Genomic DNA, 23483 nt, shown 5'->3' on the forward strand with positions numbered 1-23483 from the left:
TCTGGTCGGTCATTACCCAGCCGCACAAATTTTGAATCCCGGTCGTCAGGAATTCTTTTGATCCACGGCTCGTCTCTCTGCTGCGGCGACAAGACCGCCGGCTCGTCTCTCTGCTGCGGCGACAAGACCGCCGGCGATGTCGCGCACCTTGACGTTCCACTCTTGCGACATCTCGACCAGTAGGTCGAAAGCTTGGTCGGCTGAGCACTCACGCTCGGCCATCAGCAATCCCTTGGCCTGCTCGATCACGGGCCGAGAATCCAAAGCTCTTCGCAGTTCGTCATTTTCCGCGCGAAGGCGGGCGAGTACGTCTGGCGCCGAGCTGGACTGCTGAGCCTGCGGTCGTGAAACCTCGTACACACGATGAAGCACCCCGATCACCCGGCCGTCGTCATCGGTGACGGCGGAATTCACGGTGTTCCAGTAGCGCGTGACAAACAGCCCGGAACCGCGCTCGTCGCGCACGTCGTACCGTTGAGTCGGCATCGCATCACGAGATTTGGTTTGCATCACCCGCTCGAACGACATTGTCAACGAGGAGATTCCGTCGGCAAAAGAGTCGGCAGGATTGTCGGGAAAGGCCTCGAACACTTCCACTCCGTGCAGCTGATCCAAACTGCGATCGGACATGGCAAGGTATTCTCCGTTTGCTCCCCGGACACGAAAATTGCTGTCCACGAGGAGAAGAGAAGAAGTGCTTGCCGCAAATCGATCGCTACTGGCGATCGAGCGGAGAGTGCTCGAACTCATGATTGTGTCGTTTCTGTCCTGTCTTCGACGGCTGCGGCGCCTGGTGATTCAGAAGTAGTTGATTGCGAGGACCCCGAGAGCAGTGCCTGCCACGATCGATCCGAACAACAAACGCTGCTGCAGTACGAACATCTGATACTCGCGACGCGTTTGTGCCGACGTGCCGCGCGAGTCCGCAGACATGCTCCTGCCCTTTCCGGTTGTGGGGAACGCGATTTCGGCCGACCCCCGATCGGCCGAAATCGAGGACGGTGAATCAGTTCTGGCGTGCCTCATTTGCGGCATCCAGCTCGGTGGACGCGCCTTCGTGCACGAGGCTGCCGCCGGAGTTCTCGAGGTGCGCGCGAACGAACCACTGGAACTTTTCCAGCTGTGCCGTCTGGCCGATCAACATGTCTTCGGTGATCGGGTCGATCTTTCCGACGCTCTCGATGGCGGCGCGACTGTCTGTGATGACCCCGGTGTACACCAGGTCGAGCGCCGCGAGGTGAGCGCGAGCATCGTCGCGGCCGACGGAGTAGTCGTCCCACGTCCGGTCACGTTCGATCGCTCCTGCGGTGCCCTTGGGCGAGTTGCCAAGTGCCGCGATACGTTCCGCCACATCATCGGCATAGCCGCGAACCAGTTCCACCTGCGGGTCGATCATCTCGTGCACGCCGATGAAGTTGGGTCCGACGACGTTCCAGTGGACGTGCTTGAGCGTGAGGTGCAGATCGTTGTAGGCGCTGAGGCGTTCCTGCAGGGTGTCGGCGACGGTCGAGCCGTCTGCACTGCTCAGCCCCGGTACGGTGAACTCGGACATATGTTTTCCTCTCGTCATGATGGGGATCGCCCTCCATTGGGGCGGTCGCGCGCCATCGTCAATCGGATCGCGGGTCGGTCAGGTTCAGTGCGCGAGTGCGACTGGTTCCTCTGTCACCGGGTCGCCGAACATCATCGCGATTCGGCGCTTGACCTCTACGGTCGTCAAAGTCGCGCTTGCGGCTGTGATCCCGATGCCGGTGCTGCTCTCGCCCTGTGTGGGCGGGATGTCGATCGTCGTCATCTTGCTCCCGGTGAAGAGTGTGCCGTGAGGGAGTCAGCTGAACCACCAACTCCGACGTCTGGGTGTTCTGCAGCTTCGAGCGCCGGTTTTGGCGCTTTCAGGTGCTACAAAATCTATATCAGCCGATGTAGATAATTGGCAAGGTAGCGGCGTTGCAACTGCGGAAGCAAGTTGCGTGCCGCTTCCGGTCGAAAACACTCCTCACCTGCGCTTACGTGCTCCGTCGGCTCCTCATTTTTCGCCGCAAGTGGTCCTGGACACCTTTGAATCTATGTCGCCGGCGTCAGATTCACTGCCTGATGATGCTAAGGTCGGATGACGCCGACGAAGGCAGCCGACACCGAACTAGGAGGTTCCAGTGACGTCGGAATCTCAGACCCGGGCGCTGCGTGGCGTGTACGGGATCTCAGTGATGTCAGAACTGTCCGGAGTAGGACCTCAAACGCTGCGCCTCTACGAGCGAAGGGGCCTGCTTACACCGACGCGCACGGATGGCGGTACGCGCCGGTACAGCGAGGCTGATCTGGATACGCTCGGACGAATCACCGCGCTGATCGACGACGGAGTCAATCTTGTCGGAATCCGTTTGATCTTGTCTCTCGAGGCCGAGAATGCCGTTCTGGCCGCTCGGATCAGTCAGTTGACTGCGGAAGCCGGCTAGCTTCCGTGGGGTGCGTCGGTGCGGCCAGGGGCGCCGAAATCTGCATCTGCGACGATTTTGTTGCCGGCGCGTTCGATCTGCTCCAGCGCTGTATCCAGGGCATCGACCAGCCATTGATGCGACGCCTCTGCGAGCAGTTGATCGGGAGTGTCGGTCAGTTCGGACTGAAAGAATCTCACCAGCCACAAGTCGCCCAGATCAGGCTGATCCGAAAGCCCGGCAACGGTATTGGTGGCGAGCAGGTATCGGTTGTACTCGAGATCAACACGAATCGCATACTCGCCGAACAGATTCACCACATTGGCCGGCCGATGAGTGGCGGCGGCGAGCGCAATGAGAGCGTCGTTGTAGGTCTCGGAGTACTTCATCGTGAGGGGCATGGTCGGCCTGTCTTTCTGGGCCGATGCAGCATTGCACGGCTATGGCGAGGAGATCAGTTCGCAGCCGCTGCTTGACGATGAACTGAAACCAATCCTAGCTCGAGTATCTGCTCACCCTTGACTCAAGCCCGCGGTGGTCAGTTGTTGCGCGCGAAGTCGGACTCACGCTCCGTGACGAACTGATCTTCCGGGCGCGGTTCAGTCGGGGCAAGGGCGGTCAGGAACGATTCGGCCCACTGATGCACGTCATGCGACATGACCTGGCGATGCAGGGCAGCCATGCGGTGACGGCCCTCTTTCGGATCCTGATGAACAGCGGTCAGGATCGTATTCTTCACGCCGTCCAGATCATGCGGGTTGACCAGATATGACTGTCGTAGTTCCATTGCAGCGCCGGTGAACTCGCTGAGAACAAGAGCGCCACCGAGGTCACCGCGGCACGCTACGTACTCTTTGGCCACGAGATTCATCCCGTCGCGCATCGGCGTCACGAGCATGACGTCGGCAGCGACGAACAGCGCGATCAGTTCTTCTCGGTCGACCGGCTGGTACAGGTAGTGAACGACGGGGCGGCCGATCTGACTGTGGTCGCCGTTGATTCGACCCACCTGTTCCTCGATGACACTGCGTAGATCGATATAGTGCTGCACGCGTTCACGACTGGGCGTGGCGAGCTGCACCATTGTGTACTTCTCCGGGTCCAAGCGGCCCTCGTCGAGAAGTTCCTTCAGTGCCTGCAGCCGCAGGTCGATGCCTTTGGTGTAGTCGAGGCGATCGACTCCCAGAAGGATCTTCTCGGGATTGCCGAGCTCTTCCTTCAATTCGCGTGCTCGGCGCAACACCGATTCGCTCTTCGACTGGCGCTCGAGTTCGGCGGAATCGACGGAGATGGGAAATGCTCCCACCTTGACGACGCGAGAATCGAAATCGACATGCCCCAGCGCACTTCGCACACCGACGCCCGCTGTTGTCGTCTTCAAGCCGAGTAGTTTGCGGGCCAAGAACAGGAAATTGTTTGCGCCACCGGGTAAGTGGAAGCCGATCAGGTCGGCACCCAGCATCCCCTTGACGATCTCCTTGCGCCACGGAAGCTGCATGAAGAGCTCGACCGGAGGAAAAGGAATGTGAAGGAAGAACCCGATAGTCAGGTCTGGCCGCAGCTCACGCAGCATCGCCGGCACGAGTTGCAATTGGTAGTCCTGCACCCAGACGGTAGCTCCGTCGGCGGCGCAACGCGCGGTTTCCTCGGCGAACCGCTGGTTGACCGCGACGTATGTGTGCCACCACGACCGCTCGAACGTCGGAGCCACCAGAACATCGTGGTAGAGCGGCCACAACGTGTCGTTGGAGAACCCCTCGTAGTACTCGGCGAGGTCCTGAGAGGTCAGTTCGACGGGAAATAGGCGGAGGCCGTCCACAACTATGGGATCGACCTTCTCGTTTGCGACGCCCGGCCAGCCGACCCAAGCGCCGTCTCGCTGCCGCAGGATGGGTTCGAGCGCGGTGACGAGCCCGCCCGGACTTCGCTTCCAGTTCTTGCCACCGTCGTCGTCGGCTGCAGTGTCGTCGATTTCCAGATCGACGGGCAGTCGGTTGGCGACAACGACGAATTCGGAAAGCCTTTCGAGATCGTTACTCACGCCGACATCGGCTCCGCCAGGGTCTCGTCCATGATGGCGGCAGCGGACAGGTACGTGACCGCCTCGGCCACAGAGTCGGTGAACACGATGTCGGCATCCATCTTCAACAGGGACAGCGGGCGCCTGACAGGGTGCGCTGCGATCAGTGTCCACGGGACGCCGAGCCTTCGAGCCTTGGCCGAGAGAGTTTCGATGATGGAAAGACCTCCGACGGAGATGAACTGGACGTCCGAGCAGTCGACTACGAACGGGTGACGCTCGCTGATCAGATCATCGACGCACGCCGCAAAATCAGCTCGGGACTGGATGTCGATCTCGCCGCTGACCACCAATGACTGAATGTTTTCCGCAGACGTGACGGTGAAAATGGGGGGACTGTCGGCACGCTCATCTGTAGTTCTCGAAAACTCGTTCATCGAAACTCCTGACGGATTGCTCGAAACGGTTCGTTCGAATCGGTCTGGTTCGAAACGGCCTAGTTCGAAACGGTTTCTTGCGAAACCGGGGAAACGGCACGGGAAGCAACACGCGAACCGTGCACGTCTTCAACGGCTGGGTGCTCAACCGTGCTGAGTGCCTACCCTACCGCATCACGAAACCGCAGGTGAAAAGCGTTAGATCCGTGAGGATTTCAAGGTCCCGTGAGCGCGTGCTCACGGGACCTTGGTCCCGATGATTCAGTTCGGGCGAGATCAGTCGGTGTCGGTCGCCGGACCGGTCGTTGTGGCGCCACCCTCGTCGGCCCACGTGCGCTCGCCCGACGGATCGGTCTGAACGTCCTTGTGCGCGGTGCCGGTGCCGGTGCCGGTGGTCTGCGGCTCGTCCGACTGATCGGTGTGGTCGGTGGGATTCTGTTCGCTCATGGTGTCTGCGTTCCCTTCGGGAAGTAGTTGTTCATGTACTCGTCGTTTCCTGCTCACCCGCGAGGGGTACTCAATAGGAGGTAGTGCGTCAGGTCGAATCGACAACCAGCGAAGTCAGCTGTCACCGAAGCAGGAGATTTCACGTGAACCATATGACCGTGACGACCGAACACCTGCGTGCACTACTTGGCAGCGGCCCCCATTCGGAATTGGTAGCGGTCGGGGGCGAGATCGAGATCTACGTCCCCGATGAAGAAGGGTTCGGACTCGAGGGTATCTCGCTTGTCACTCGCGAGCAGTTGGCCGAACGCCTGCCTTCCTCGCCCGACAACCCCGACGAAGGCGAACTGCGTATCGCTGCAGAATCGTTGAGCGAGATGATCGCCGAACTCGGCGGCTGAAACGCTGCAGCAGCCGACTTCAGATCTGCGGGATCGGATCCGGGGGATACGGGTTCGGTGGCGTCGGAGTGGGCGGCACGGGTGGCGGATTCAGCGGATCGGGTGGTGTCGGCGCGGGAGGTGTCGGCGACCCCGGGTCGGGAACAGGGCCCGGATCCGGGGGTGGGGGAGTGGTCATGAGTGCCGGGTTCCCAAACACGTGCTGAACAAACACCTAGTGTTCGGAACGGCTTTTTGTATTTTTCCCGGCAGGTAGATCGTCGACGATGTCGGTCACGGCGATGTGAACGCTCGCTGCAGAGACCGGTGGTTCCATATTGCCGAGGATCATGTGAACGACATCGACGACCGTGAATCGCACCCGATCCGACAGCTCGGCCAGATCGACTCCGTAGGGCGCAGCCAGTTCGATACGTAGTGAACGTATTTCGTGGCCGTCGACAAAGAATTCGATGCTGCTCGGTGAGCAGTGGTGTCGAGAACGTATCTCTGCGGCGAGGTGGGTGCGGAGGACATGGTCGCTTACCGACACCGTGCCTAGACGCGGACCCTCGGACGCGTGCGCGTTCAGTGGCCAGCCCGATGCCGAGGTCGATCGGAGCGCCCGGATCACCTTGTCGCTGATTCGATCCCAGCCTGGCTCCGGGGCATTTCGCAGGACCTCGGATGCGTGCGCCATCAATGCGTCGGTTCGTGATTCGATCATCGCCACCTCGTCATTCGTTCACTCAGGTTAGCCCGTGCACGATGGTGATGCCCACGCACAGCATCCGGAGTGAGTCTTAGAATCTTTCCGATTTGAACGAACGTGAGCATCTCCACCTCTCGCAGCGTCCAGGCCGCGCGCTGGCGGTAAGGCAATTCCCCCAACGCTTCCTCCAGCGCCTCCAGGAAGGCGGAGTTCGAGGTCGAGTCGAATGGACCGGCCTCGGGAGACGGTACAAGAGGGTCGAGCAGTTTGTCGTCGATCGGTTGAGCTCTCTTGATTCGGTAGCTGTCCACGATCTTTCGTGAACAGATCGCGAAAAGCCATGTTCGCATGGATGATTCACCGCGAAACGATTCGAGTTGACGCCATGCGGCCACGAAGGTGTCCTGGACTACCTCGAGAATGTCGCCTTCGTCCGCGAGCATTCGACGTGCATAGCGGTGGAGCGCTGGTCCGTAGTGGTGCACCAGTGACTCGAATGCTTCTCGGCCGCCGAGTATCGCAGCGTCCACTGTCGCGGTGTCCAAGCCTTCAGGCGCTTCCGTGAGCCCCTGTGTGTGCGGTAACGCCACAGTCGCTCCTCTCGCAGAAATGCGGAAACTCGGCTGCGTTCGAAAGTTGTTCGTCCGGCCGGGGCGTTGAATGTTACGGACCGTAACTAATAAATGTCAGTGATGCACGTCACTCGAATCAGACATTCGGTTTTAGCTTCGAGTCACGACTACACAGGTAGATCGATCAACAGGAGGAGATGACAATGGTCAGCACGCAGGTTGCGACAGCATCTACGAAGGATGTTGCATCATCGAACGACTCGGCTCTGGTGAGCTCGCAAGGAAAGACGTCGATCGCCGACACCGTTGTCTCGAAGATTGCCGGAATCGCCACCAGAGAGGTGAGCGGGGTGTACGACGTCGGCGGCGGAGCATCCCGGGTGGTCGGTGCACTGCGCGAGCGGATTCCCGGCGCAAGTGTCAACCACTCCCAGGGCGTCTCGGTCGAGGTCGGCGAAAAGCAAGCAGCGGTGGACATCGACATCGTGGCCGAGTACGGCGTATCTCTTGCAGACCTGGCCACCGGCATTCGCCGCAACGTCATCGCAGCGCTCGAACGGATGACAGGTCTGGAGGTGACCGAGGTGAACATCACGGTTCACGACGTCCACCTCGACGAAGGCGGCGACGACGAAACAAACGAGTCCAAGACCACACGGGTGCAGTGAGTTCCGAAATCGCTGACACCGTCGCTGAGGCAGTGACGGCTGTACCTGGCGTCGCATCACTTCATGCCGGAATGTTCGGCGAGGTCGGCACCTACCTTCCCGGTCGTCGAGTCGTCGGCGTGCGGGTGACGGAGTCGTCGACCGACGTCCACGTCTGCATCTTCGCCGACGCCGCCGTTCGTGAGACCGCTTTACGTATCCGACAAGCCATTTCGGGACTCGTTTCCGGCCCCGTGAACGTGACGGTGGAAGACGTAGTAGGCCGCCCGCACAATGCCTGAGCGTTCTCGTGGTACTGAACCTGATCGCCGTTCTGCACGAAGAGCGGCGATCAGGAAGCACCACCCTGATGCAGGCGGATCAGCCGCCGCGCTCAATCGAGCGCTCGAACGCATCGACCGGGACTTCGCATCCCCGATCGATGTGGGTGTCCGCACGACGCTGCGCGGCACGATTCGGCAGATAGTCAAACCCGTTCGGGCCCAGTACACCCGGGTGCGCGCTCGGCTACCGGGCGCCAAGACCTATACCGAGATCTGACTCGCACCCTTGAACATCATCCACAACGGAGGATTCACATGACCACCTCGACTGTCGGCCTTCTGGCAGGACTACTTCTCGGAGTCGCAGCTGCTGCAGGCGGTTTCACCGGATTCCTCATCGCGCTGGTTCTCGGCGTGGTCGGTTACCTCGTCGGTGGTCAGCGTGACGGTGAGTTCGACCTCGGTGTGATGCTGAAGGGTCGCGGTCGTGGCTGACACAGCTCTGCCGGAGGCTGTGCTTGGCGAGCCGGGCGAACGCGGAACGCTGACGATTCGAGACAGAGTCGCGCAGAAGCTGGTGATCGAGGCGACTCGCGGAACGCCAGGGGTGCGTCAGCACGCCGGTGGCATGGACAAACTGACCGGGCGCGAATTGCCGAGGGCACGAGTGCTGGTGTCCGGCAGGCGGGTACGAGCCAAGGTGGACATCGCGATCGAGTGGCCCGGATCCTTGTCGGTCATCGGCACCGCGGTGCGGGACAACGTGAGGGCCCAGTTGGAATCGGTCTCGGGACTGGACGTAGACGGTGTGGACGTGTCGATAGTGAGCGTTCTCCCGGCATCGACCAACGGTGATGCGGGAAGGAAAGTGCAGTGACTTCGGACAAGGTCGTACCACCTACCGCCTCGAGGGTTGCGGCTCCGGTTCCATTGGCGACGCCAGGAGCTACGTTCACCGGATTTCTGGTCGCCGCGGCGGTACTGGCGCTCGGCGTGGTCGGGATCCGAGACGTCCTTGTGGACACCGGCGTGATCACGGGGTCGCAGTGGATATCGGGTGCTTTCGAATATGTGGACGGGCTCGCCTTTCAGAGTTGGATGTTGCCGGCCGGAATCGCAGCCGTCGTCATCGGTCTGTGGTTCGTGATCCTCGGACTCAAACCGCGGCGAAAGAAAGCCAATGCCTTGGTCGGAGTCGTTGACACGTGGATCGATCCCGCAGATGTCGCGGCGATAGCGTCGGTACGCGTCGAGTCGTTGACCCACGTTCGCTCCGCTTCGTCGCACGCGACTCGGCGCAAGCTCGAAGTGAAGGCCACGGTCACACTCGATGGGGCCGCGACCGCGGAATCGGAAATCCGTGCCGTGCTGGGGGACTTGACCCAGACGCTGTCACCGTCCCCTCGAATCAAGATTCGCATCCAGACGGGGGAAAGATCATGACCCGAACGGCGACGGTGATAGATCGCGTGGCGACGTGCATCGCGGGACTGCTCTCGATAGCGCTGGGAGTCGCAGCGATCCTCTGGAATCTCGACGTGATCAAGGATCTGCCGGCGCAAATCGACATCCCGTGGGTTGAAGATCTCGGCGACCGCTCGTGGTGGCCGTGGGCTGTCGGGGCTGGTGGGGCTCTGCTTGCCCTACTCGCGTTGCGGTGGTTGATTTCTCATGTGCCACTTCGGCGGGTGAAGGAGATCACGGTTCCGGGGTCGAACTCTCACAATTCGATCACCGCGGATCTGGGTGCGGTCGCCGAAGGAGCGAGTGCATCATTGGAAGGCTTCGACGAAGTGTCGCGTGTTCGAGGAAAAGCGTTGGTCGACCGCGGAGTTCGAACAGTCGATTTGCGGGTGACCTTGAGACGGAGCGTCATATCCGGATCGGAAACGCTGCCCGAGTTGGTTTCTCGGGTCGCCAATACCGGCGATCAAGTCCAAGCGGTAGTCGGTGATCCGTCCGTCGCGACCCGAACTCGCATCGCCGTTGAAAGTGCGAAACACGATGAGCCGAGAACTCTCTGATCAATCGAGGTTTGAGCCGCCTGACGACCGGGTACTGGTAGACCTCCCCATCGCGCACAGAATCATGGATGTTGCTGTGGCACTGTGTGTCACGGTTCTCGTGGCGACTGCGACATCGATGGTGATCGCAATCGTCGTGACGCTGATCATGTGTGGGTCGGTGAGTGTTGTTCGTCGTATGTGTTGAGTAGCCAGTCGTTTTGGTTCTGTCGTGACCACCTGATAGAAAGGTAAGCAGACAATGTGGCTGCTACCGAGTGCACGATCTCCCGCGTCGTGCGGCGGAGAGTCCGGCTGTGTGCAAACACAACCCGCGATCACGGTCTAGTTGCGCGGGCCGATCGCGTGGAACTCTCCCTTCGCCGGCAGTCTCTCATTGCGCCGTCCCTTACCTCAAGGAGTCACAATGCTCTCACTCGGAATCATCGCCTGGATCATTATCGGTGGACTGGCGGGTTGGATCGGCAGTAAGATCATGAAAACCGATGCCCAGCAAGGAATGCTCCTCAACATCGTGGTCGGTGTCATCGGCGGCCTGATCGGTGGCTTCCTGCTGCGGGTCTTCGGTTTCGATGTCGAGGGTGCAGGCTGGATCTTCAGCTTCCTCACCTGCCTTCTCGGTGCCGTCATCTTGCTGTTCCTGGTCAAGGCAGTCACCGGAAAACGCTGACCCACATCTATTCCACGCTGTTCGAGTTCGACCAAATCCCACGACCAAATCTCACGGCCGAATCCTAGAAGGAGAAACACATGTCCGACTTCATCGACAAGGCAAAGCACCGCGCTGAGGATCTCATCGGCGAGGCGAAGGAAAAATTCGGAAATGCCACGGGCAACGATGATCTGGCTGCCGAAGGTGTTGCCGATCAGGGCGAGGCAAAGGTCAAGAAGGCCGGAGACGCTGTCAGTGACAAGGTCTCGGATATCAAGGACAAGTTCACCAACTGAGTGAGCTTCGGGCGCGGTTGATCGGCAAGTCCGATCAACCGCGCTTTTGTGTGTCTCCTCGGCCGTTGCGGCTACCGCGATACGCGAACTTCCGCGTTTCCGCGAGCCACTCCGGAAGCATGCGCATGTGGGTCGGCCTGTGCAGAATCGGATCGAAGGACGGCTGGAGGCAATCCGGGTGGTCCGCGACTTCGTCGAGGCAGAGGTGTCCGATCGGAATCAACTGAAGTTGGATTCTCGCAAGGTAGACGGAGAAGTGCAGAGGGGAATGATCGACGGCCGCCTTCAGCGCGGGCAGTGAAGTGCCGGTCGGGTGGACGCCGCGCGGTGTCACGATCAGCCACGCTGCGGCGCCGCCCGCGCGTGAGTACGGAACCAGTGTGCTGTATCTCGCGCCGTTCCATGAGAATGCCGGAGCGGGAAACATTTTCGAGAAGGTAGAAAGTCCTGATGTTGCGAGAAGAATGTCCCACGGGATTTCATCGGCGCCGACATCATGCAACCGAAGAGCCAGGCCGAGTACGTCTGGTAGGTCCCCCGGTGTTCCGAGTGCCTTCGACATTCGAGCGCTGACGGTAATCGTCGACGACTCCGATACCGGCCACCAGGGAGTGGCCGGTTTCAGTGTTCCCTTCAGTTCGAGCCCGTAAGGGTGGAAAGCCCTGGCCCTGCGCAGCGATGATGCGAATTGGAACGGTGCACCGATCAATGTTCCGATCGCGCTCTTGCCGACGGGGATGATCGAATTGATCGTCACGGGATCCTTATCTGAAAACTTTCCGCCTGCGAAACGCCCAGACTGGACGGACGTTCAGGCGTTTTGACGGGCTTTTTGGCGGCTTCTGTCGGCTTCCCAGTGGCGGTGATTACTAATCATGTGACGTGCCGTAACAAAAGTCTCGCCCGTCGGGATAATTAGCCAAACGCACAAATTGGTCGTTATGGTTTGTTTGTCCGTAACGGTGCGATCGGACCTGTGACCGTCGCGAACTGGCGAGATTGCTACTCGTGATTTGTGTTTGGTGATCGCGCGGAAACAAAAGATGTCGAGGAGACACATTGATGGGCCACACTCGAACTTGGCTGACGCGCGCGCTGGCAATGCCGGTGGCGGTCGCGGTTACTTTAGTGCTTCCGCTCGGCACTGTGGCCTCGGCCCAGGATTTCGAGGACGACTCCGACACTTCGGTTGTCGCCCCAGCTGTTAGCCCGATCTCCTTCACCGAACTCGGGCGGGGAACAGACATCGTGTTCTCCTCCGACGACGCGCCCGTGTTGGTGACCGTGCCGGTGCCGGACGGACTGACCGCAACTGCTGTGACCGGCATCCTGACTGCCCCGACCGACTTCAGTCGGGGGTGGCTCGAAGTGACTGCTGACGGACGTCTGGTAAGCCGCGTCGATTTCGACGCAGGGCAAGCCGGAACCGGTCTACCCATCTCGGTTCCCTTGCAAGGCCTCGAAGTAGTCGACCGAAGCGTGACCGTGTCGATGATCGCTCACCTCGTTCCCGTCGACAACCGCTGCTACGACAGAACGAGATACCAGCCCCTCGCGCTCCGGGATGCTTTTGTCGCCTACGACGGTACCGAGCAGCAGCCGACAACTGTGGCAACGTTCTTTCCTCCGATTTTGAGGAAGGCAACCATCTACGTCACGGACGGCTCGTCGGGGTCGCAGCAGAGCGCGGCTTTGCAACTGAGTGCAGCAATTGTCAACAAGTACGGAAGTCAGCCCGATGCCGTGGTGGTGGAGCAGCTGCCGAACGGCCAGAGCCTACCGTCCGCCGAGCCGGGACTCTTCGAGCGAGCTGTTGTGCTCGGCAACAGCGGGGACGCCGGCATCGATCTTGTGGCGACTCCGAATGGTTCACCTGTGCTGCGGATTTCGGGGGACGACAAGACACTCGTTCCTCAGGTCAGTCTCTTGGCGGCGAACTTCGACGGCTACTGGGCAGCTAGTAGAGCGCTTGCATCGCCGGACAACACAGTCGCCCAGATCTCCCAGGACGCGATCACCGTCGGTGAACTGAAGCTCGGAAAGTTGACAGCTTCCGGTCTCAATCACATCGAGGTCGACGTCCCGTTCAGTCAATCGCAGTTGGGGCGTCCGATGAAGGACGTGTCGGTAAGAATGATCGGTTCCTATGTGCCGTTGCCGAATTCGCGCAACGGAGAGCTTTCGATATCGCTCGGGGATACGAGACTTGCCTCGCAAACGGTGAACGAGACCGGGCGCTTCGACATCGGGGTCGATGTTCCGAACGAACTCCTGCGGCGCGATTTGACGTTCGAGGTCTCGATGGACGTGACTGGCGACTTCCAGTGCGGCACGAGTAGTCCTTCTTCCCTCACCGTCGACCCGGCCAGCACCATCACCTCCTCTACCGGATTTCCGCCGACCCCAGGAGGATTCCAGGCCTTGCCGCAGTCAATGCTGCCAACGCTCGACGTCGGTTTGAGTCGAGGTGATTTTGCCGATCTCATTCGAGCTCAGCGCCTCGTTGTCGCGATGCAGCGGTTGAGCTACCTGCCGATGCAACCGCGTGTACTCCCGTTCGGCGAAGCCGCGACCAGTTCGCTGCCGGCGTTGTTGATCGCGGCGGACGGAACCCTGCCCACTCCGGTTGCTCTACCCATGGACACGGCAGATCAAGGGCTCCTGCGGTTGCAAGGCCTGGAATTCGGTGGGCAATACGGTGCTTTGCAGGTGGTTTCGGGTTCGCACAACGAAGTGGTAGCGCTGACGTCTGAAGGTAATGCGGCCGATGCCGACGCTCTGCTCAACTGGTTGGAGGGCGGGAAGGACAGATTCGCAGAACTGACGGGCGATCTACTGGTGGCGCCTGCGGGCGGAGAGCCGTTCGACATCGGAGTCAACGTCGCACCGTTGGGCACTGCGACATCCGCCGAAGAAGAGACCGGCCTGAGTGCGGTCACAATCGGCTGGATCGGATTCGGGACCGTGGTACTGATCGCTGTGGCCGTCGGTGGTGTGCTCGTGACGAGGCGTCGAGGACAGTGACCGTCACCGATCGCCCGGCCACGTCCGTCGCGGTCCACGATCTGTCGGGCCGAAAGCCCTGGCGGATGTTTGTTGTCCTCTTCGCGATCTACACCGCGTTGGGGGTGTGGATGAACACGGGCATCGGCTTCATCTTCACCGACTCGCTCAGCCGTGTTGCCGCGGTGTCGGCAATGCTGCTCAGCCGTGATCCGCACTTCGCGGCGATCGGATTCGTGTTCACCCCGTTGACGGCGGCCGTCCAGATTCCGATGGGTCTGTTGGGCCACTGGTGGCCGGATCTGCTGCGGTGGAACATCACTGCGGTCGTGATGTCCGCGGCGTTCATGGCTGGTGCGGTGATTCAGATACGCGGGATCAGTCGCGACCGTGGGTGTGCGCGATGGGTCACCGTCGTCCTTACCGTGCTGTTCGCTGTCAATCCGATGATCGTCATGTACGCGGCGAGCGGAATGAGCGAAGCCCCGTTCCTCTTCTTCGTTCTGTGGGCGACTCGTCGTCTGATTCGGTGGATGCGCAGCGACGACGTGCACGACCTCATCGGTGCCGGCCTCGCATTTGCACTGGCGTACCTCACTCGATACGACGCATTGGCACCGCTGTTCGTCGCAGTGGTGCTGGTGACTGTGGTGAGTTGGCGTCGTTTTCAACCGACCGCGGAGGAGCGGGGCGAGGGTGCGGGACCTGGCCTGCGGCTCTGGGCAGCGGCCCTCGACGGTGCCGTCGTGATGATGCCGGGGTTCCTGGCGTTCGTCTTGTGGTCGTTTGCCAGCTGGCTCATCACGGGCCAAGCGTTCCAACAGTTCTCGTCGGTGTACGGGAACAGTTCCATCCTCGAGCAGGCTGGGGCCGGAACCGACTCACCGATTACACGCCTTACCTTCTCGATTACCGAAATGGCCGTACTCGGGCCGGCGCTCCCGGTACTCGCGGTCCTGGCAATCGTCTACGCACTCCGGCGGCGGGACACCGAAGTGGTCGTGCCTCTTGTGCTGTTCGGCGCGATCCTCGGCGCTCAGACGCTTCTGTACGTGATGGGCTCGACGTTTCCCCTTCTGCGCTTCTACATTTCGATCATTCCGCTGTGCTTCGTGCTGGTCGTGCTGATCGCTCCACGCGGCATTCCGGTCGTCACGCGTCGGCCGGGGGCTGCTGCGTCACGCTCGGTGACGACGTACCCCGAACAGTCGGGACCTTCTCTGCCCCTTGTGATCTCTCTGTGCCTGCTGGTGGGCTCGACGTTGGTCACGTTTGTCGCGATGGGTAATGCCCGGCTCGCAGTGCTCGAGCATTCCATTGCCAGCGCGATCATTCCGGGCCGGCAGAATCTCGAGGAGCAGACGAATCTCCGCACGTTTGCGGCGGAGCGTCGCATCGCCAAGTATCTGGACGACTTGCATCTGCCGGAGGGCTCGGTTCTGCTCGACACCGTGGAGAGTTACGCCGTCGTGGCGTCCTCGAACAACCCTCGGCAGTTTGTCGTGCCCTCCGATGCGGACTTCGTGCGCGTACTGAACAACCCCGCCGAACATCACGTCGAGTACATCCTGTCGGTTCCGAATACCGGTCGTGGCGTTTCGGACGCCGTCAATCGGCGCTATCCGACGATGTACGACACCGGTGCAGGCGGGGTCGGTGCACTGGTGCTCGAAGTACCCAACGACGGCGGCATGGACCCGTCGGCCTGGCGTTTGTACCGCATCACCGGTGAACGCCAAACGGGTCGATGAGGCAATTCGTGTGGGAGGATTGTCTGTATGACGTGGATGGTTGCAGATGTCTTCTGAAGAAGTACGTCCGCGTGAGCGTGGCGCAGTCCGGCGCCGTGTCGCTTCCGCTGTAGCCGCCGTTGTGACTGTCGCTGCGGTCGTGGGCGTGTTCACGATGCCCGCAGGCGCCGATTCTCCCGAGCAAGTTCGGGTCGGAGCGTCGTCGAACGGACTGACGCTCGACGGCGAGCCGTGGTGGCCTACCGGGCTCAATGCCTATCAGCTGGCCACTGATTGGTCGGTGAACTTCGGCTGCGGCGCCATGGTCGACCTCGACGCGTACTTCGGTTCGCTGCCACCGAACTCCGTCACACGCTTCAACGCCTTCCAGGCTCTTGCGGTGAACAAATTCTCCGGAGAGATGGATTTCGGCCCGATGGACGCGGTGTTCGACGCTGCGGCGCGACACAACCAGTTCACGATTCCGGTGCTCTCACCCCAGGACAGTGGGTGTGATGACGGGCAATTCAAGTCCAGGGATTGGTACACCGACGACTGGAAGGTCGCGAACCTGATCCCGGGTCGAGCCACCATGAGCTTCCAGGACTGGATGCACACCGCCGTCGACCGTTGGAAGAACGAACCTTCCGTCGCGGCGTGGGAATTGGTGGGGGAGCCGGAGCCAAGTCTGTGTACCGACGCGGCCTGCAATTGGTGGACGAGAACGTGTCCGTCTGATTCCGCGCAGGTGTTGCGGCAGTTCTTCGACACGGCAGGCGCCGAGCTTCGGGCGATTGATCCGAACACTCTGATCACGGCGGGATATGTCGGGGGCGGTCAGTGTGGCACTGCTGGTGACGACTACCAATACGTGAGCGAGTCCGACTTCGTCGACGTTCTGCAGTATCACGACTACGGAGCGGACGGGGTACCGCTTCCGGGCGATCAGTGGAACGGACTGGCGCGTCGCATCGAACAGGCGACGACCGTCGGGAAGCCGTTGTTGGTCGCCGAGACAGGCGAATTGGCGGGCAGTTGTGAATCACTGGCGACCAGAGCCACGAATATCGAGACAAAGCTGACGGGGCAGAAGTCAGCCGGCACGGCGGGAGCCCTCCTGTGGGCCTTCGTGCCGGATCCACGGCCGAACGAATGCACAATGGACATCGGGCCTGACGATCCACTCTTCGACGTGATTACTTCACTGGCAGGTTAGCGCGGTGTCCGGTCGACCCCTCTACTGTTCGCGCAGCGGATATTTGATCACGATTTGATAACAACCTGAACGTGTCTTCGTGATGTGATGATCGTATTTCGTTTGTATTCAATGGCATTCAGTGGCATTCACCTGCGGATAACCGAACTTGAAAGCCGGCGCGACGGGGCGGGACCATCGACGCGGCGCCCGCAGGACCTACGTCCGGTCGCACGAGGACGGTCAGATCGGACCGCTGCGGTCGGAAGTTGTGCTGTACCTGCCCCTTTGGTTGACAGGGCGGTCCCGTTCTGATTGACGTCGAAATGCGGGCACGACCGTTCGCCGTGGTAACGGGTAGTGAGCGGAGTTTGGTGCGACCCTCGTGGGAGTGACAATGCGGGGCGGTGTGTAGCTCTCGCGCGCAACGAATTCCGAGGTCGAGTCAACTTGCGGCAGCATCGGTCGCCCGGTAGACCTTGTGCGCAGGCTGTACATGCGATGTGAGCTTTCGGTCGTCGAAATGAGGGGACGACCGCTGCATGCGCGTAACGGTAAGTGTGTGGAGCATCGCGTGAGCGGAGAGGTGAACGATGACTGGATACTCTGAACGGCCTTTCAAGACTGCGGTGGTACCGGCTGCCGGGATGGGGACCCGCTTCCTTCCGGCCACCAAGACGATCCCGAAAGAGCTACTCCCTGTCGTGGATACGCCCGGGATAGAACTGGTTGCCAGTGAAGCGGCTCAGGCCGGCGCGGAAAGATTGGTGATAGTGACCGCGCCCGGAAAGGCGTCGGTGATCGGGCACTTCGTCGAGGATCTCGTGCTCGAGGGCAAGCTTGCCGCGAGTGGAAAGCACCATCTGCTCGAGCGCGTGCGTCGAGCGCCGGGTCTTATATCCGTGAAGCCTGTCGTACAGGAATCCCCACTCGGCTTGGGGCACGCTGTCGGTCTTGTCGAGTCAGTGTTGGATGCCGACGAGGACTCGTTCGCTGTGCTGCTTCCCGACGACCTGGTTCACCCCTGCGGGGTTCTCGACGCGATGGCGAAGGTGCGCGCCGAGCGCGGTGGTTCCGTGCTGTGCGCGTTCGACGTCGCGCCGGATCGTGTTGGTGCCTACGGAGTGTTCGACGTGCAAGCGCCTGTGGAGGGCGACGATCCCGATGTGCTTGCGGTCGTAGGCATGGTGGAGAAGCCGGACCCGGCGGATGCTCCGTCCACTCTCGCCGCAGCCGGACGCTACCTTCTCGATCGCGCCGTGTTCGATGCGCTCCGGCGAATCTCGCCAGGGCAAGGGGGCGAGCTGCAACTGACGGATGCGATAGCGCTGTTGATCGCGGAGGGGCATCCGGTTCACGTCGTCGTCCATCACGGCACCCGCCACGATCTGGGTAACCCGGGCGGCTTTCTGCGAGCTTCTCTCGACCATGCGCTCAGCCGCACCGAGTACGGACCGGAATTGAGAGTCTGGCTCAAGGAACGGTTGGATCAGCCGGATCCGCAGTTGACCTACTGAAAAATGCCGCCCATGACACCAGAGGTCGAAATATGTTTTGGTGCAAGAGAATCCGCACCATTTCTGCGTGCGCGCATGTGAACGTCGGTAGCCCAGGCTCATTCGGGCGCGCCCGCGATCAATTCCTGTCCCAGGCTAGATGCGATTCTGGCAGCTCAGTGTTGATCGATACCGCTGTGTTGGTCGATACCGCTGTGTTGGTCGATACCGCTGTGTTGGTCGATACCGCGGCGGGCGAGTTCGTCCACCAGGGCTTGCGTCGCGATCGAATTCAGAACCGACGGTGGGGTCGTTCCCGGCCGCGCTTCTTCAGGAGTCAGATAACCGGCGGCTACGAGCACCTCTGTAATCGGAGCGTCGAAGACCTGACATGCCGTCCGCATCGTGTCCTGCGTGGGAGGGCGCTTGGCCGAAAGCCATCGACTCAGTTCGGAAGGTCGAATCTTCAGCGCACGCGCAGCTTCCTGGATGTCGCTGAACGAGCGAAGTTCCAGTTGATGCTCGACCCATGCGGAGAAACCACTCATAGCGGTCATATTGCCTGAGCCGAGAGGTATATGCCACTTCCTTTCGGCTACAAGTCGAGGACATTTGGATATCTGCCATGCCGTGGCAAAGTTTTTCGCCGACGATTCGCTTATTTGCAGTTACGCGACGTCGCTGACGGGGACTGACTTCTTCTCTGAGCGGGGATTATTCAGTCGGCCGTTGGTGAAGGGTGAAATTGAGGGTGAAATGCAAAAAATTCGATTGTCGGAAGCGGGAACTCAATGACAACGCCGAGTCAACTCAGACTGGAAGGCCTTCGCGACGGTGTCGCTCCGACGGCAAGACGAACAGCCAGAATTCCATTTTCGCCTACCATCGTTATCTGGATGGCGATTGCGCTCGTAGTTCCGATATACCGCTCGTTGCCCGGCACGGTCACGCAGTTGTGGGCGATGGCAGTGCTTGTGGTCATCGTGGCCTCAGTAGCGCTGGGACGAGTCGCTCGGCCGCAGTTTGTCAGCATCTGGTTGATAGCCGGCTACGCAGCTCTCGTCGCGACGGTAACGGCGACACGTGGCAGTGATGTCACCGGAAATCTCTACGTTGGAGTCCAACTTTTCATTGTTCTCGGGCTCGGGATATTTGTGATGGTCGCCAATGTCCAGCGTGATCCGGCTTTTGTCAGGCGTGTCTGTATTGCGTTCATAGCAAGCCAATCGGTTTCTGCTCTGGTCGCCGCCATCCAACTGGCTGGTTCATCCGTCTTCGGTTTCGGTGTTGTGAACGGTCGTGCTCCAGGTCTCGCAGGGCATCCGAACGTTCTGGGCATCATGTCCTCACTTGCACTGATTCTCTGCCTGGGGGCTGCGGTGCGAAAGGCGGAGAATCGGCTCGTTCTGGTGCTGATCTCGATCGTGAACGCGGTGGGACTGCTGGCGACCGGTAGTTTGAGTTCGTTGTCGGCCTGCGCGATCGGACTGATCGTCGTGGCGATAACTTCGCGAGTGAAGATCACCACCATCGCCAAGAGTTTTGTCGGTGCCGCCATTCTCTTCTGGATCGCAATCACCTATACCGAGTTCGGCAAGCACCTGGAGACGCCGGCCGATCGATACCTCCAGGTCACCGGCCAGACCAAGGCTGTCAGCACGCTCGAGATCCGTAACGACACTTACGGATTCGCGTGGGACGCGATTCGTGCGCATCCGCTGTCCGGCGTCGGTTTGAACTCGGCGAATGCTGCCTCGTTCGACAACGTCACAGTCGTTCACAATGTGTTCCTACGATCCTGGTACCAAGGCGGGGTGGTCCTCGCCCTTGCCGTGGCACTGATCATCTGCGCGACGGCACTGGTCGCGTTCAGATCGATGAAGTCCGGCAAGAACGCTGCTGCGGCCGGCGTGCTGGTCTCGATGATGACATTCGCTTTGACATCGGCGTTCTTCGAGCAGGCCTACTACTGGCTACCAGTCGTACTCGCCTTTGCATGTTTGTCGACGGAGAGTGATCGGACCGCAAGCTCCAAAGCTCAACCCGCGCAACAAGCGTTGATCGGGAATTGAGACTACGTGTTCAAGCCGTGGAAGGTCTTCTCCCAGTAAGACGGGTTGCGTATCAACTGATATGTGCCTTTGATGGCCGCGATGCTCATCAATACCCAGTAAAGCGGAGCGGTCAGGCAAGCTATCAGCAGCATAGGATTTCGGGTCTCTCGGCATGCCACCAAGTTCATGTAAAGGACTGCGGCGTTACCGAACACGAGTGACACGAGGGCAGGAAAATAGACGTAATTGGGAAACACGTCATGGATGACCTCGGGCTGGCCGAGAATCCAACCCAGACTGATCAGCCAGAACGCCATGTTCAGTGTCGCCACAATGGGTGTCCCCGCCATCAAGATGGTGAAGCGTAAGAATCCGACCGTGCCGAGTCCGCGCCACAGTTTCAACGGTTGACGCATATGGACCAACCAAGTCTGCAGGTAACCCTTGTACCAGCGTGAGCGTTGGCGGATCCAGTTGATCGTGTCGCTGTTGGCTTCTTCGAGCGTCGTCGAGTTCAGAACTGCGGTCCGGTAACCGCTCTCGGCGATGCGGACTCCGAGGTCTGCATCCTCGGTGACATTGAAGGGATCCCAGGCGCCGATCTCGTCGAGCACACTTCGGCGAAGATGATTGGACGTGCCTCCCAGGGGGATTGGTGATTGGCTGCGCATCAGTCCGGGGAGGATGAAATTGAACCAGAGGGCGTAATCGGCCGTGAACCATGCAGTCAACAGATTCTGAGTTCCGTTGTGAAACGCGAGTTTGGCCTGCACACACGCAGTACTCGCTGGAAGCTTCGCGAAAGTCGCTACTACACGGCGTAACTGAAGAGGATCCGGAGAGTCTTCGGCGTCATAGATGGTGATTATCTCGCCGGTCGAGAAGTGCAAGCCGTAGTTGCAGGCTTTGGGTTTGGTACGTGGATCTGCAGCGGGGACCTTCAAGATGCTCACCACTTCATCGACTCCGGCGGCAGTCGCAGCGTCGATCGTGACAGCGTCATCTTCTTCGAGGAGCAACAGCACTTGCAATTTGTCCGAGGGGTAGTCGATTGCACGCATGGCGGAAATCAGGTCCCCGACTACTTCCGGTTCGTTGTACGCCGGAACAAGGATTGTGTAGTGCGGGAGATCTTCATCCGAAAGTGCGCTTGCCTCTTGATCGCTGATCGTCACGATCGAGGAAGCATCCAAACCGCGTGTGAACAACACAAGTCGATCCACCATCGCCCATACGTACCCGAGCGTGCACACCAATGTGAGAACGATGAGCGTGGGAGTCAGGAAGAAGACAAGACAGGCGATTGTGATCGCGAGAATCACGAGCAGGATGTTGCGCTGCCAAGGATAGAACGCAATTGATGCCGATGAAATCGGTTTGCGTTCACGCAGCCCGTTCACAGCGTCGTGGAGTGCGGCTCGTTTGAACTCCTCGGAGCTTTCGTCCTCAACAGAGAGATTGGGAATTACCACTTCTGTGCCTCCACGACAAGCCTTCCGAGTGACTGGAGCATACCTAGGTCCTTGTACTGAGATTCACTGTCCACCGTCGATATCCGGCCTCTGAGCAGAACGGCCAAGGTATTGCTTCCATTCGACGCCATCGATGGTTTCGGTTCGGGGAACAAGGCATTCGGTTCGTGATTGTCCACTGTCAAGAGTGTGACGCGCTGTGCGGCGCCGTCGCCACGTGTCCACACGAAATTGAGATTGCTCCAGGTGAGGAGGAGGGAGTCGTCGACAACGGTGTACATTTCTGCGACCACCCCACGGCTCAACTCAACTCGTACCGTTGGGCTGACACGTGCATTCTGGAGATCATAGGTCGTGTTGCTCGGGTAGACAGCCAAAGTGGATGGGCGACGCACTTGAACAACGTCCATTTGAACGGTGCGTGGACGCATCTGGCTGTCCCATGCAGGGTTGGGCGTGTCAGCACGAATCGTCTGGCGAGTGAGTGCCGAAGTGGAACCGAAGTACTTTCTCGGCCAGTCGTATTCGTTCGTCGAGATTTCACGCCAACCAGCGGGGACGACGAGTCGTGGATCGGATGTCGCCGGTGGCCCCACCGAGACCGGAACGTTCTGTGCGGTGGGCACTGGCGTAAAGAACATCACAATCGCTGCGGCGAACACCACCAGGATCGTCCAGTTGCTGGTTGACGTCGAAGGATTCCGGAGCGGGCGTTCGAACGGCTTCAACGACTTTCCGCGTCGCTCGTACAAGTAGAAGAACCCACCTACCAGCAATGCGCTACCTAATGCCGGTAGCAGCTGGATGCTGAACAACGGTGCAGTCGGGTACTGACGGGAGAGGTAGTAGACCAAGGCTGCACCCAAGACGGACGAGCCGACGAACCCGGCGAATCCCCTCCTCCACGTTCGACTGACGGCGATCGTCGTGGCGGCCGAAGCGACCAGCACCATGATGATGCTGTAGTCGAATCGTGTGCCGCCGAGTTCAGTCGCCAACGTGCGGTAGATGAGCGGAGCCAGGAGGATCGGAACAACCCAAATTGCCCAGTAACGATTCACTGGACGTAATCCGAACATGAGAACCGCTGCGCTCCAGACAAATACCCAAGCCGCGATTACATCGATATGCATCAATTCGTAGTTCTCGGCAAAACGCGGCATGAGGAGTGCCTGCAACCCCAGAGAGACCAGTAAGCCGATACCGCCGACAATCTTGTCCGTCTCTCGGTCGTGGATCGGAAGATCCGGGCCTCGTCGTAAATCTGTTCCGACGGCAGCTATCAGGCACAGCAGAGGGAGGACGAAAACGTATCCGATGGCGGTGCCACTCGCAGTGCTCCTCCACAAATTGGTCCAGGTAGGCCAGAAAGCAAAGATTGTCGCGGCTGCAATCATCAGCCAACGAACTGCGAGGCGGGGGATAATTCCCGACTGCGTGCGTAGGTCGCGAATCTTCAAGATATGTAGTCCTATTCGAACTGGTCGTCTACTCGGGCTGTGCCGGCCGTGTCGGCTGGCGTGATCTTGTGTCAACGAACCCGACTTTTGTCGACCTTACGTGATCGGTCACAAGGTGCGAATCCGAACACTCACCGGCGTGGAATGGCTGAAGCCGGGTAGAAATC

At 60.0% G+C, this 23483-nt stretch carries 30 protein-coding genes; 16 read left to right on the top strand and 14 right to left on the bottom strand.

What is annotated here, in order from left to right:
• Positions 1-45: 45 nt before the first annotated feature.
• The 4 genes from ACFWEM_RS18905 to ACFWEM_RS18920 all read right to left on the bottom strand — a co-directional run bounded on the left by ACFWEM_RS18905 (position 46) and on the right by ACFWEM_RS18920 (position 1795).
• Positions 46-750 carry an ANTAR domain-containing protein gene (locus ACFWEM_RS18905; protein WP_378535897.1) on the bottom strand — a complete coding sequence of 235 codons (705 nt, stop codon included), beginning with the start codon at positions 748-750 and terminating at the stop codon, positions 46-48.
• Positions 751-798: 48 nt separating this feature from the next.
• Positions 799-933, bottom strand: a complete 135-nt coding sequence (locus tag ACFWEM_RS18910) for a hypothetical protein (protein WP_020968725.1) — start codon at positions 931-933, stop codon at positions 799-801.
• Positions 934-1006: 73 nt separating this feature from the next.
• Positions 1007-1552, bottom strand: a complete 546-nt coding sequence (locus ACFWEM_RS18915) for a Dps family protein (protein WP_378535899.1) — start codon at positions 1550-1552, stop codon at positions 1007-1009.
• Between the two features lie 84 nt (positions 1553-1636).
• Positions 1637-1795: a hypothetical protein gene (locus ACFWEM_RS18920; protein ID WP_378535901.1), complete on the bottom strand. Its 159-nt coding sequence runs from the start codon at positions 1793-1795 to the stop codon at positions 1637-1639.
• Between the two features lie 358 nt (positions 1796-2153).
• Here ACFWEM_RS18920 and ACFWEM_RS18925 point away from each other — a divergent pair, with 358 nt between their 5' ends.
• Positions 2154-2456: a MerR family transcriptional regulator gene (locus ACFWEM_RS18925; protein WP_378448631.1), complete on the top strand. Its 303-nt coding sequence runs from the start codon at positions 2154-2156 to the stop codon at positions 2454-2456.
• On the opposite strand, the gene ACFWEM_RS18930 is transcribed toward ACFWEM_RS18925, so the two are convergent.
• From ACFWEM_RS18930 to ACFWEM_RS18945, 4 genes are all read right to left on the bottom strand, one after another.
• Complete coding sequence (locus ACFWEM_RS18930) at positions 2453-2836, bottom strand: hypothetical protein (protein ID WP_378535903.1); 384 nt, start codon at positions 2834-2836, stop codon at positions 2453-2455. The two genes, ACFWEM_RS18925 and ACFWEM_RS18930, sit on opposite strands and share 4 nt — an antisense overlap.
• Before the next feature lie 137 nt (positions 2837-2973).
• Complete coding sequence (locus ACFWEM_RS18935; protein WP_378535905.1) at positions 2974-4476, bottom strand: trehalose-6-phosphate synthase; 1503 nt, start codon at positions 4474-4476, stop codon at positions 2974-2976.
• Complete coding sequence (locus ACFWEM_RS18940) at positions 4473-4892, bottom strand: STAS domain-containing protein (protein WP_378535907.1); 420 nt, start codon at positions 4890-4892, stop codon at positions 4473-4475. Before ACFWEM_RS18940 ends, ACFWEM_RS18935 begins: the two co-directional genes overlap by 4 nt.
• A gap of 276 nt (positions 4893-5168) precedes the next feature.
• Positions 5169-5339 (bottom strand): PI-type proteinase, encoded by a 171-nt coding sequence (locus ACFWEM_RS18945; protein ID WP_378535909.1) that lies wholly within the window; start codon positions 5337-5339, stop codon positions 5169-5171.
• A gap of 152 nt (positions 5340-5491) precedes the next feature.
• On the opposite strand from ACFWEM_RS18945, the gene ACFWEM_RS18950 reads away from it, so the two are divergent.
• Positions 5492-5740, top strand: a complete 249-nt coding sequence (locus ACFWEM_RS18950; protein ID WP_007726566.1) for a hypothetical protein — start codon at positions 5492-5494, stop codon at positions 5738-5740.
• Positions 5741-5954: 214 nt separating this feature from the next.
• Here the strand turns inward: ACFWEM_RS18950 and ACFWEM_RS18955 are convergent, their stop codons facing one another.
• Both ACFWEM_RS18955 and ACFWEM_RS18960 read right to left on the bottom strand, forming a co-directional pair.
• Positions 5955-6446, bottom strand: coding sequence for a hypothetical protein (locus ACFWEM_RS18955; protein WP_378535911.1), 492 nt, complete (start codon positions 6444-6446; stop codon positions 5955-5957).
• Positions 6443-7021, bottom strand: coding sequence for an RNA polymerase sigma factor (locus tag ACFWEM_RS18960; protein ID WP_378535913.1), 579 nt, complete (start codon positions 7019-7021; stop codon positions 6443-6445). Before ACFWEM_RS18960 ends, ACFWEM_RS18955 begins: the two co-directional genes overlap by 4 nt.
• Positions 7022-7206: 185 nt before the next feature.
• Here ACFWEM_RS18960 and ACFWEM_RS18965 point away from each other — a divergent pair, with 185 nt between their 5' ends.
• From ACFWEM_RS18965 to ACFWEM_RS19005, 9 genes are all read left to right on the top strand, one after another.
• Positions 7207-7671 carry an Asp23/Gls24 family envelope stress response protein gene (locus tag ACFWEM_RS18965; protein ID WP_378535915.1) on the top strand — a complete coding sequence of 155 codons (465 nt, stop codon included), beginning with the start codon at positions 7207-7209 and terminating at the stop codon, positions 7669-7671.
• Positions 7668-7952, top strand: a complete 285-nt coding sequence (locus ACFWEM_RS18970; RefSeq protein WP_378448622.1) for a hypothetical protein — start codon at positions 7668-7670, stop codon at positions 7950-7952. The genes ACFWEM_RS18965 and ACFWEM_RS18970 overlap by 4 nt, the downstream gene beginning before the upstream one ends.
• Positions 7945-8211: a hypothetical protein gene (locus ACFWEM_RS18975; protein WP_378535917.1), complete on the top strand. Its 267-nt coding sequence runs from the start codon at positions 7945-7947 to the stop codon at positions 8209-8211. The genes ACFWEM_RS18970 and ACFWEM_RS18975 overlap by 8 nt, the downstream gene beginning before the upstream one ends.
• A 38-nt stretch (positions 8212-8249) precedes the next feature.
• A complete protein-coding gene (locus ACFWEM_RS18980; protein ID WP_230816399.1) occupies positions 8250-8429 on the top strand; it encodes a hypothetical protein in 180 nt (59 codons plus the stop codon).
• Entirely contained in the window at positions 8422-8811 is a 390-nt protein-coding gene (locus ACFWEM_RS18985; protein ID WP_378535919.1) for an Asp23/Gls24 family envelope stress response protein, read from the top strand. The genes ACFWEM_RS18980 and ACFWEM_RS18985 overlap by 8 nt, the downstream gene beginning before the upstream one ends.
• Positions 8808-9377, top strand: a complete 570-nt coding sequence (locus ACFWEM_RS18990; RefSeq protein WP_378535921.1) for a DUF6286 domain-containing protein — start codon at positions 8808-8810, stop codon at positions 9375-9377. Before ACFWEM_RS18985 ends, ACFWEM_RS18990 begins: the two co-directional genes overlap by 4 nt.
• Positions 9374-9958 carry a hypothetical protein gene (locus ACFWEM_RS18995; protein WP_378535923.1) on the top strand — a complete coding sequence of 195 codons (585 nt, stop codon included), beginning with the start codon at positions 9374-9376 and terminating at the stop codon, positions 9956-9958. Before ACFWEM_RS18990 ends, ACFWEM_RS18995 begins: the two co-directional genes overlap by 4 nt.
• 406 nt (positions 9959-10364) lie before the next feature.
• Positions 10365-10628, top strand: coding sequence for a GlsB/YeaQ/YmgE family stress response membrane protein (locus ACFWEM_RS19000; RefSeq protein ID WP_378535925.1), 264 nt, complete (start codon positions 10365-10367; stop codon positions 10626-10628).
• Between the two features lie 80 nt (positions 10629-10708).
• Complete coding sequence (locus ACFWEM_RS19005; protein WP_378448616.1) at positions 10709-10906, top strand: CsbD family protein; 198 nt, start codon at positions 10709-10711, stop codon at positions 10904-10906.
• 34 nt (positions 10907-10940) lie between these two features.
• Here ACFWEM_RS19005 and ACFWEM_RS19010 read toward each other — a convergent pair whose 3' ends face one another.
• Positions 10941-11663 (bottom strand): hypothetical protein, encoded by a 723-nt coding sequence (locus ACFWEM_RS19010; protein WP_378535927.1) that lies wholly within the window; start codon positions 11661-11663, stop codon positions 10941-10943.
• Positions 11664-11968: 305 nt separating this feature from the next.
• Here ACFWEM_RS19010 and ACFWEM_RS19015 point away from each other — a divergent pair, with 305 nt between their 5' ends.
• From ACFWEM_RS19015 to ACFWEM_RS19030, 4 genes are all read left to right on the top strand, one after another.
• A complete protein-coding gene (locus ACFWEM_RS19015; protein ID WP_378535928.1) occupies positions 11969-13930 on the top strand; it encodes a hypothetical protein in 1962 nt (653 codons plus the stop codon).
• Positions 13927-15660: an ArnT family glycosyltransferase gene (locus tag ACFWEM_RS19020; protein WP_378535929.1), complete on the top strand. Its 1734-nt coding sequence runs from the start codon at positions 13927-13929 to the stop codon at positions 15658-15660. The genes ACFWEM_RS19015 and ACFWEM_RS19020 overlap by 4 nt, the downstream gene beginning before the upstream one ends.
• Before the next feature lie 46 nt (positions 15661-15706).
• Entirely contained in the window at positions 15707-16855 is a 1149-nt protein-coding gene (locus ACFWEM_RS19025) for a beta-mannosidase (protein ID WP_378535930.1), read from the top strand.
• 572 nt (positions 16856-17427) lie between these two features.
• Positions 17428-18351: a UTP--glucose-1-phosphate uridylyltransferase gene (locus ACFWEM_RS19030; RefSeq protein WP_378448611.1), complete on the top strand. Its 924-nt coding sequence runs from the start codon at positions 17428-17430 to the stop codon at positions 18349-18351.
• A gap of 155 nt (positions 18352-18506) precedes the next feature.
• Here the strand turns inward: ACFWEM_RS19030 and ACFWEM_RS19035 are convergent, their stop codons facing one another.
• Complete coding sequence (locus ACFWEM_RS19035) at positions 18507-18878, bottom strand: helix-turn-helix domain-containing protein (RefSeq protein ID WP_378535931.1); 372 nt, start codon at positions 18876-18878, stop codon at positions 18507-18509.
• Positions 18879-19226: 348 nt separating this feature from the next.
• On the opposite strand from ACFWEM_RS19035, the gene ACFWEM_RS19040 reads away from it, so the two are divergent.
• On the top strand, positions 19227-20402 hold the full coding sequence (locus tag ACFWEM_RS19040) for an O-antigen ligase family protein (RefSeq protein ID WP_378535932.1): 1176 nt from the start codon (positions 19227-19229) through the stop codon (positions 20400-20402).
• A 2-nt stretch (positions 20403-20404) separates the two neighbouring features.
• On the opposite strand, the gene ACFWEM_RS19045 is transcribed toward ACFWEM_RS19040, so the two are convergent.
• Both ACFWEM_RS19045 and ACFWEM_RS19050 read right to left on the bottom strand, forming a co-directional pair.
• Positions 20405-21856 (bottom strand): glycosyltransferase, encoded by a 1452-nt coding sequence (locus tag ACFWEM_RS19045; protein WP_378535934.1) that lies wholly within the window; start codon positions 21854-21856, stop codon positions 20405-20407.
• Positions 21850-23316 carry a hypothetical protein gene (locus ACFWEM_RS19050; RefSeq protein WP_378535936.1) on the bottom strand — a complete coding sequence of 489 codons (1467 nt, stop codon included), beginning with the start codon at positions 23314-23316 and terminating at the stop codon, positions 21850-21852. Before ACFWEM_RS19050 ends, ACFWEM_RS19045 begins: the two co-directional genes overlap by 7 nt.
• Positions 23317-23483 lie beyond the last annotated feature (167 nt).

This window comes from Rhodococcus sp. NPDC060176, from assembly GCF_042728675.1.
Classification (GTDB): domain Bacteria; phylum Actinomycetota; class Actinomycetes; order Mycobacteriales; family Mycobacteriaceae; genus Rhodococcus_F.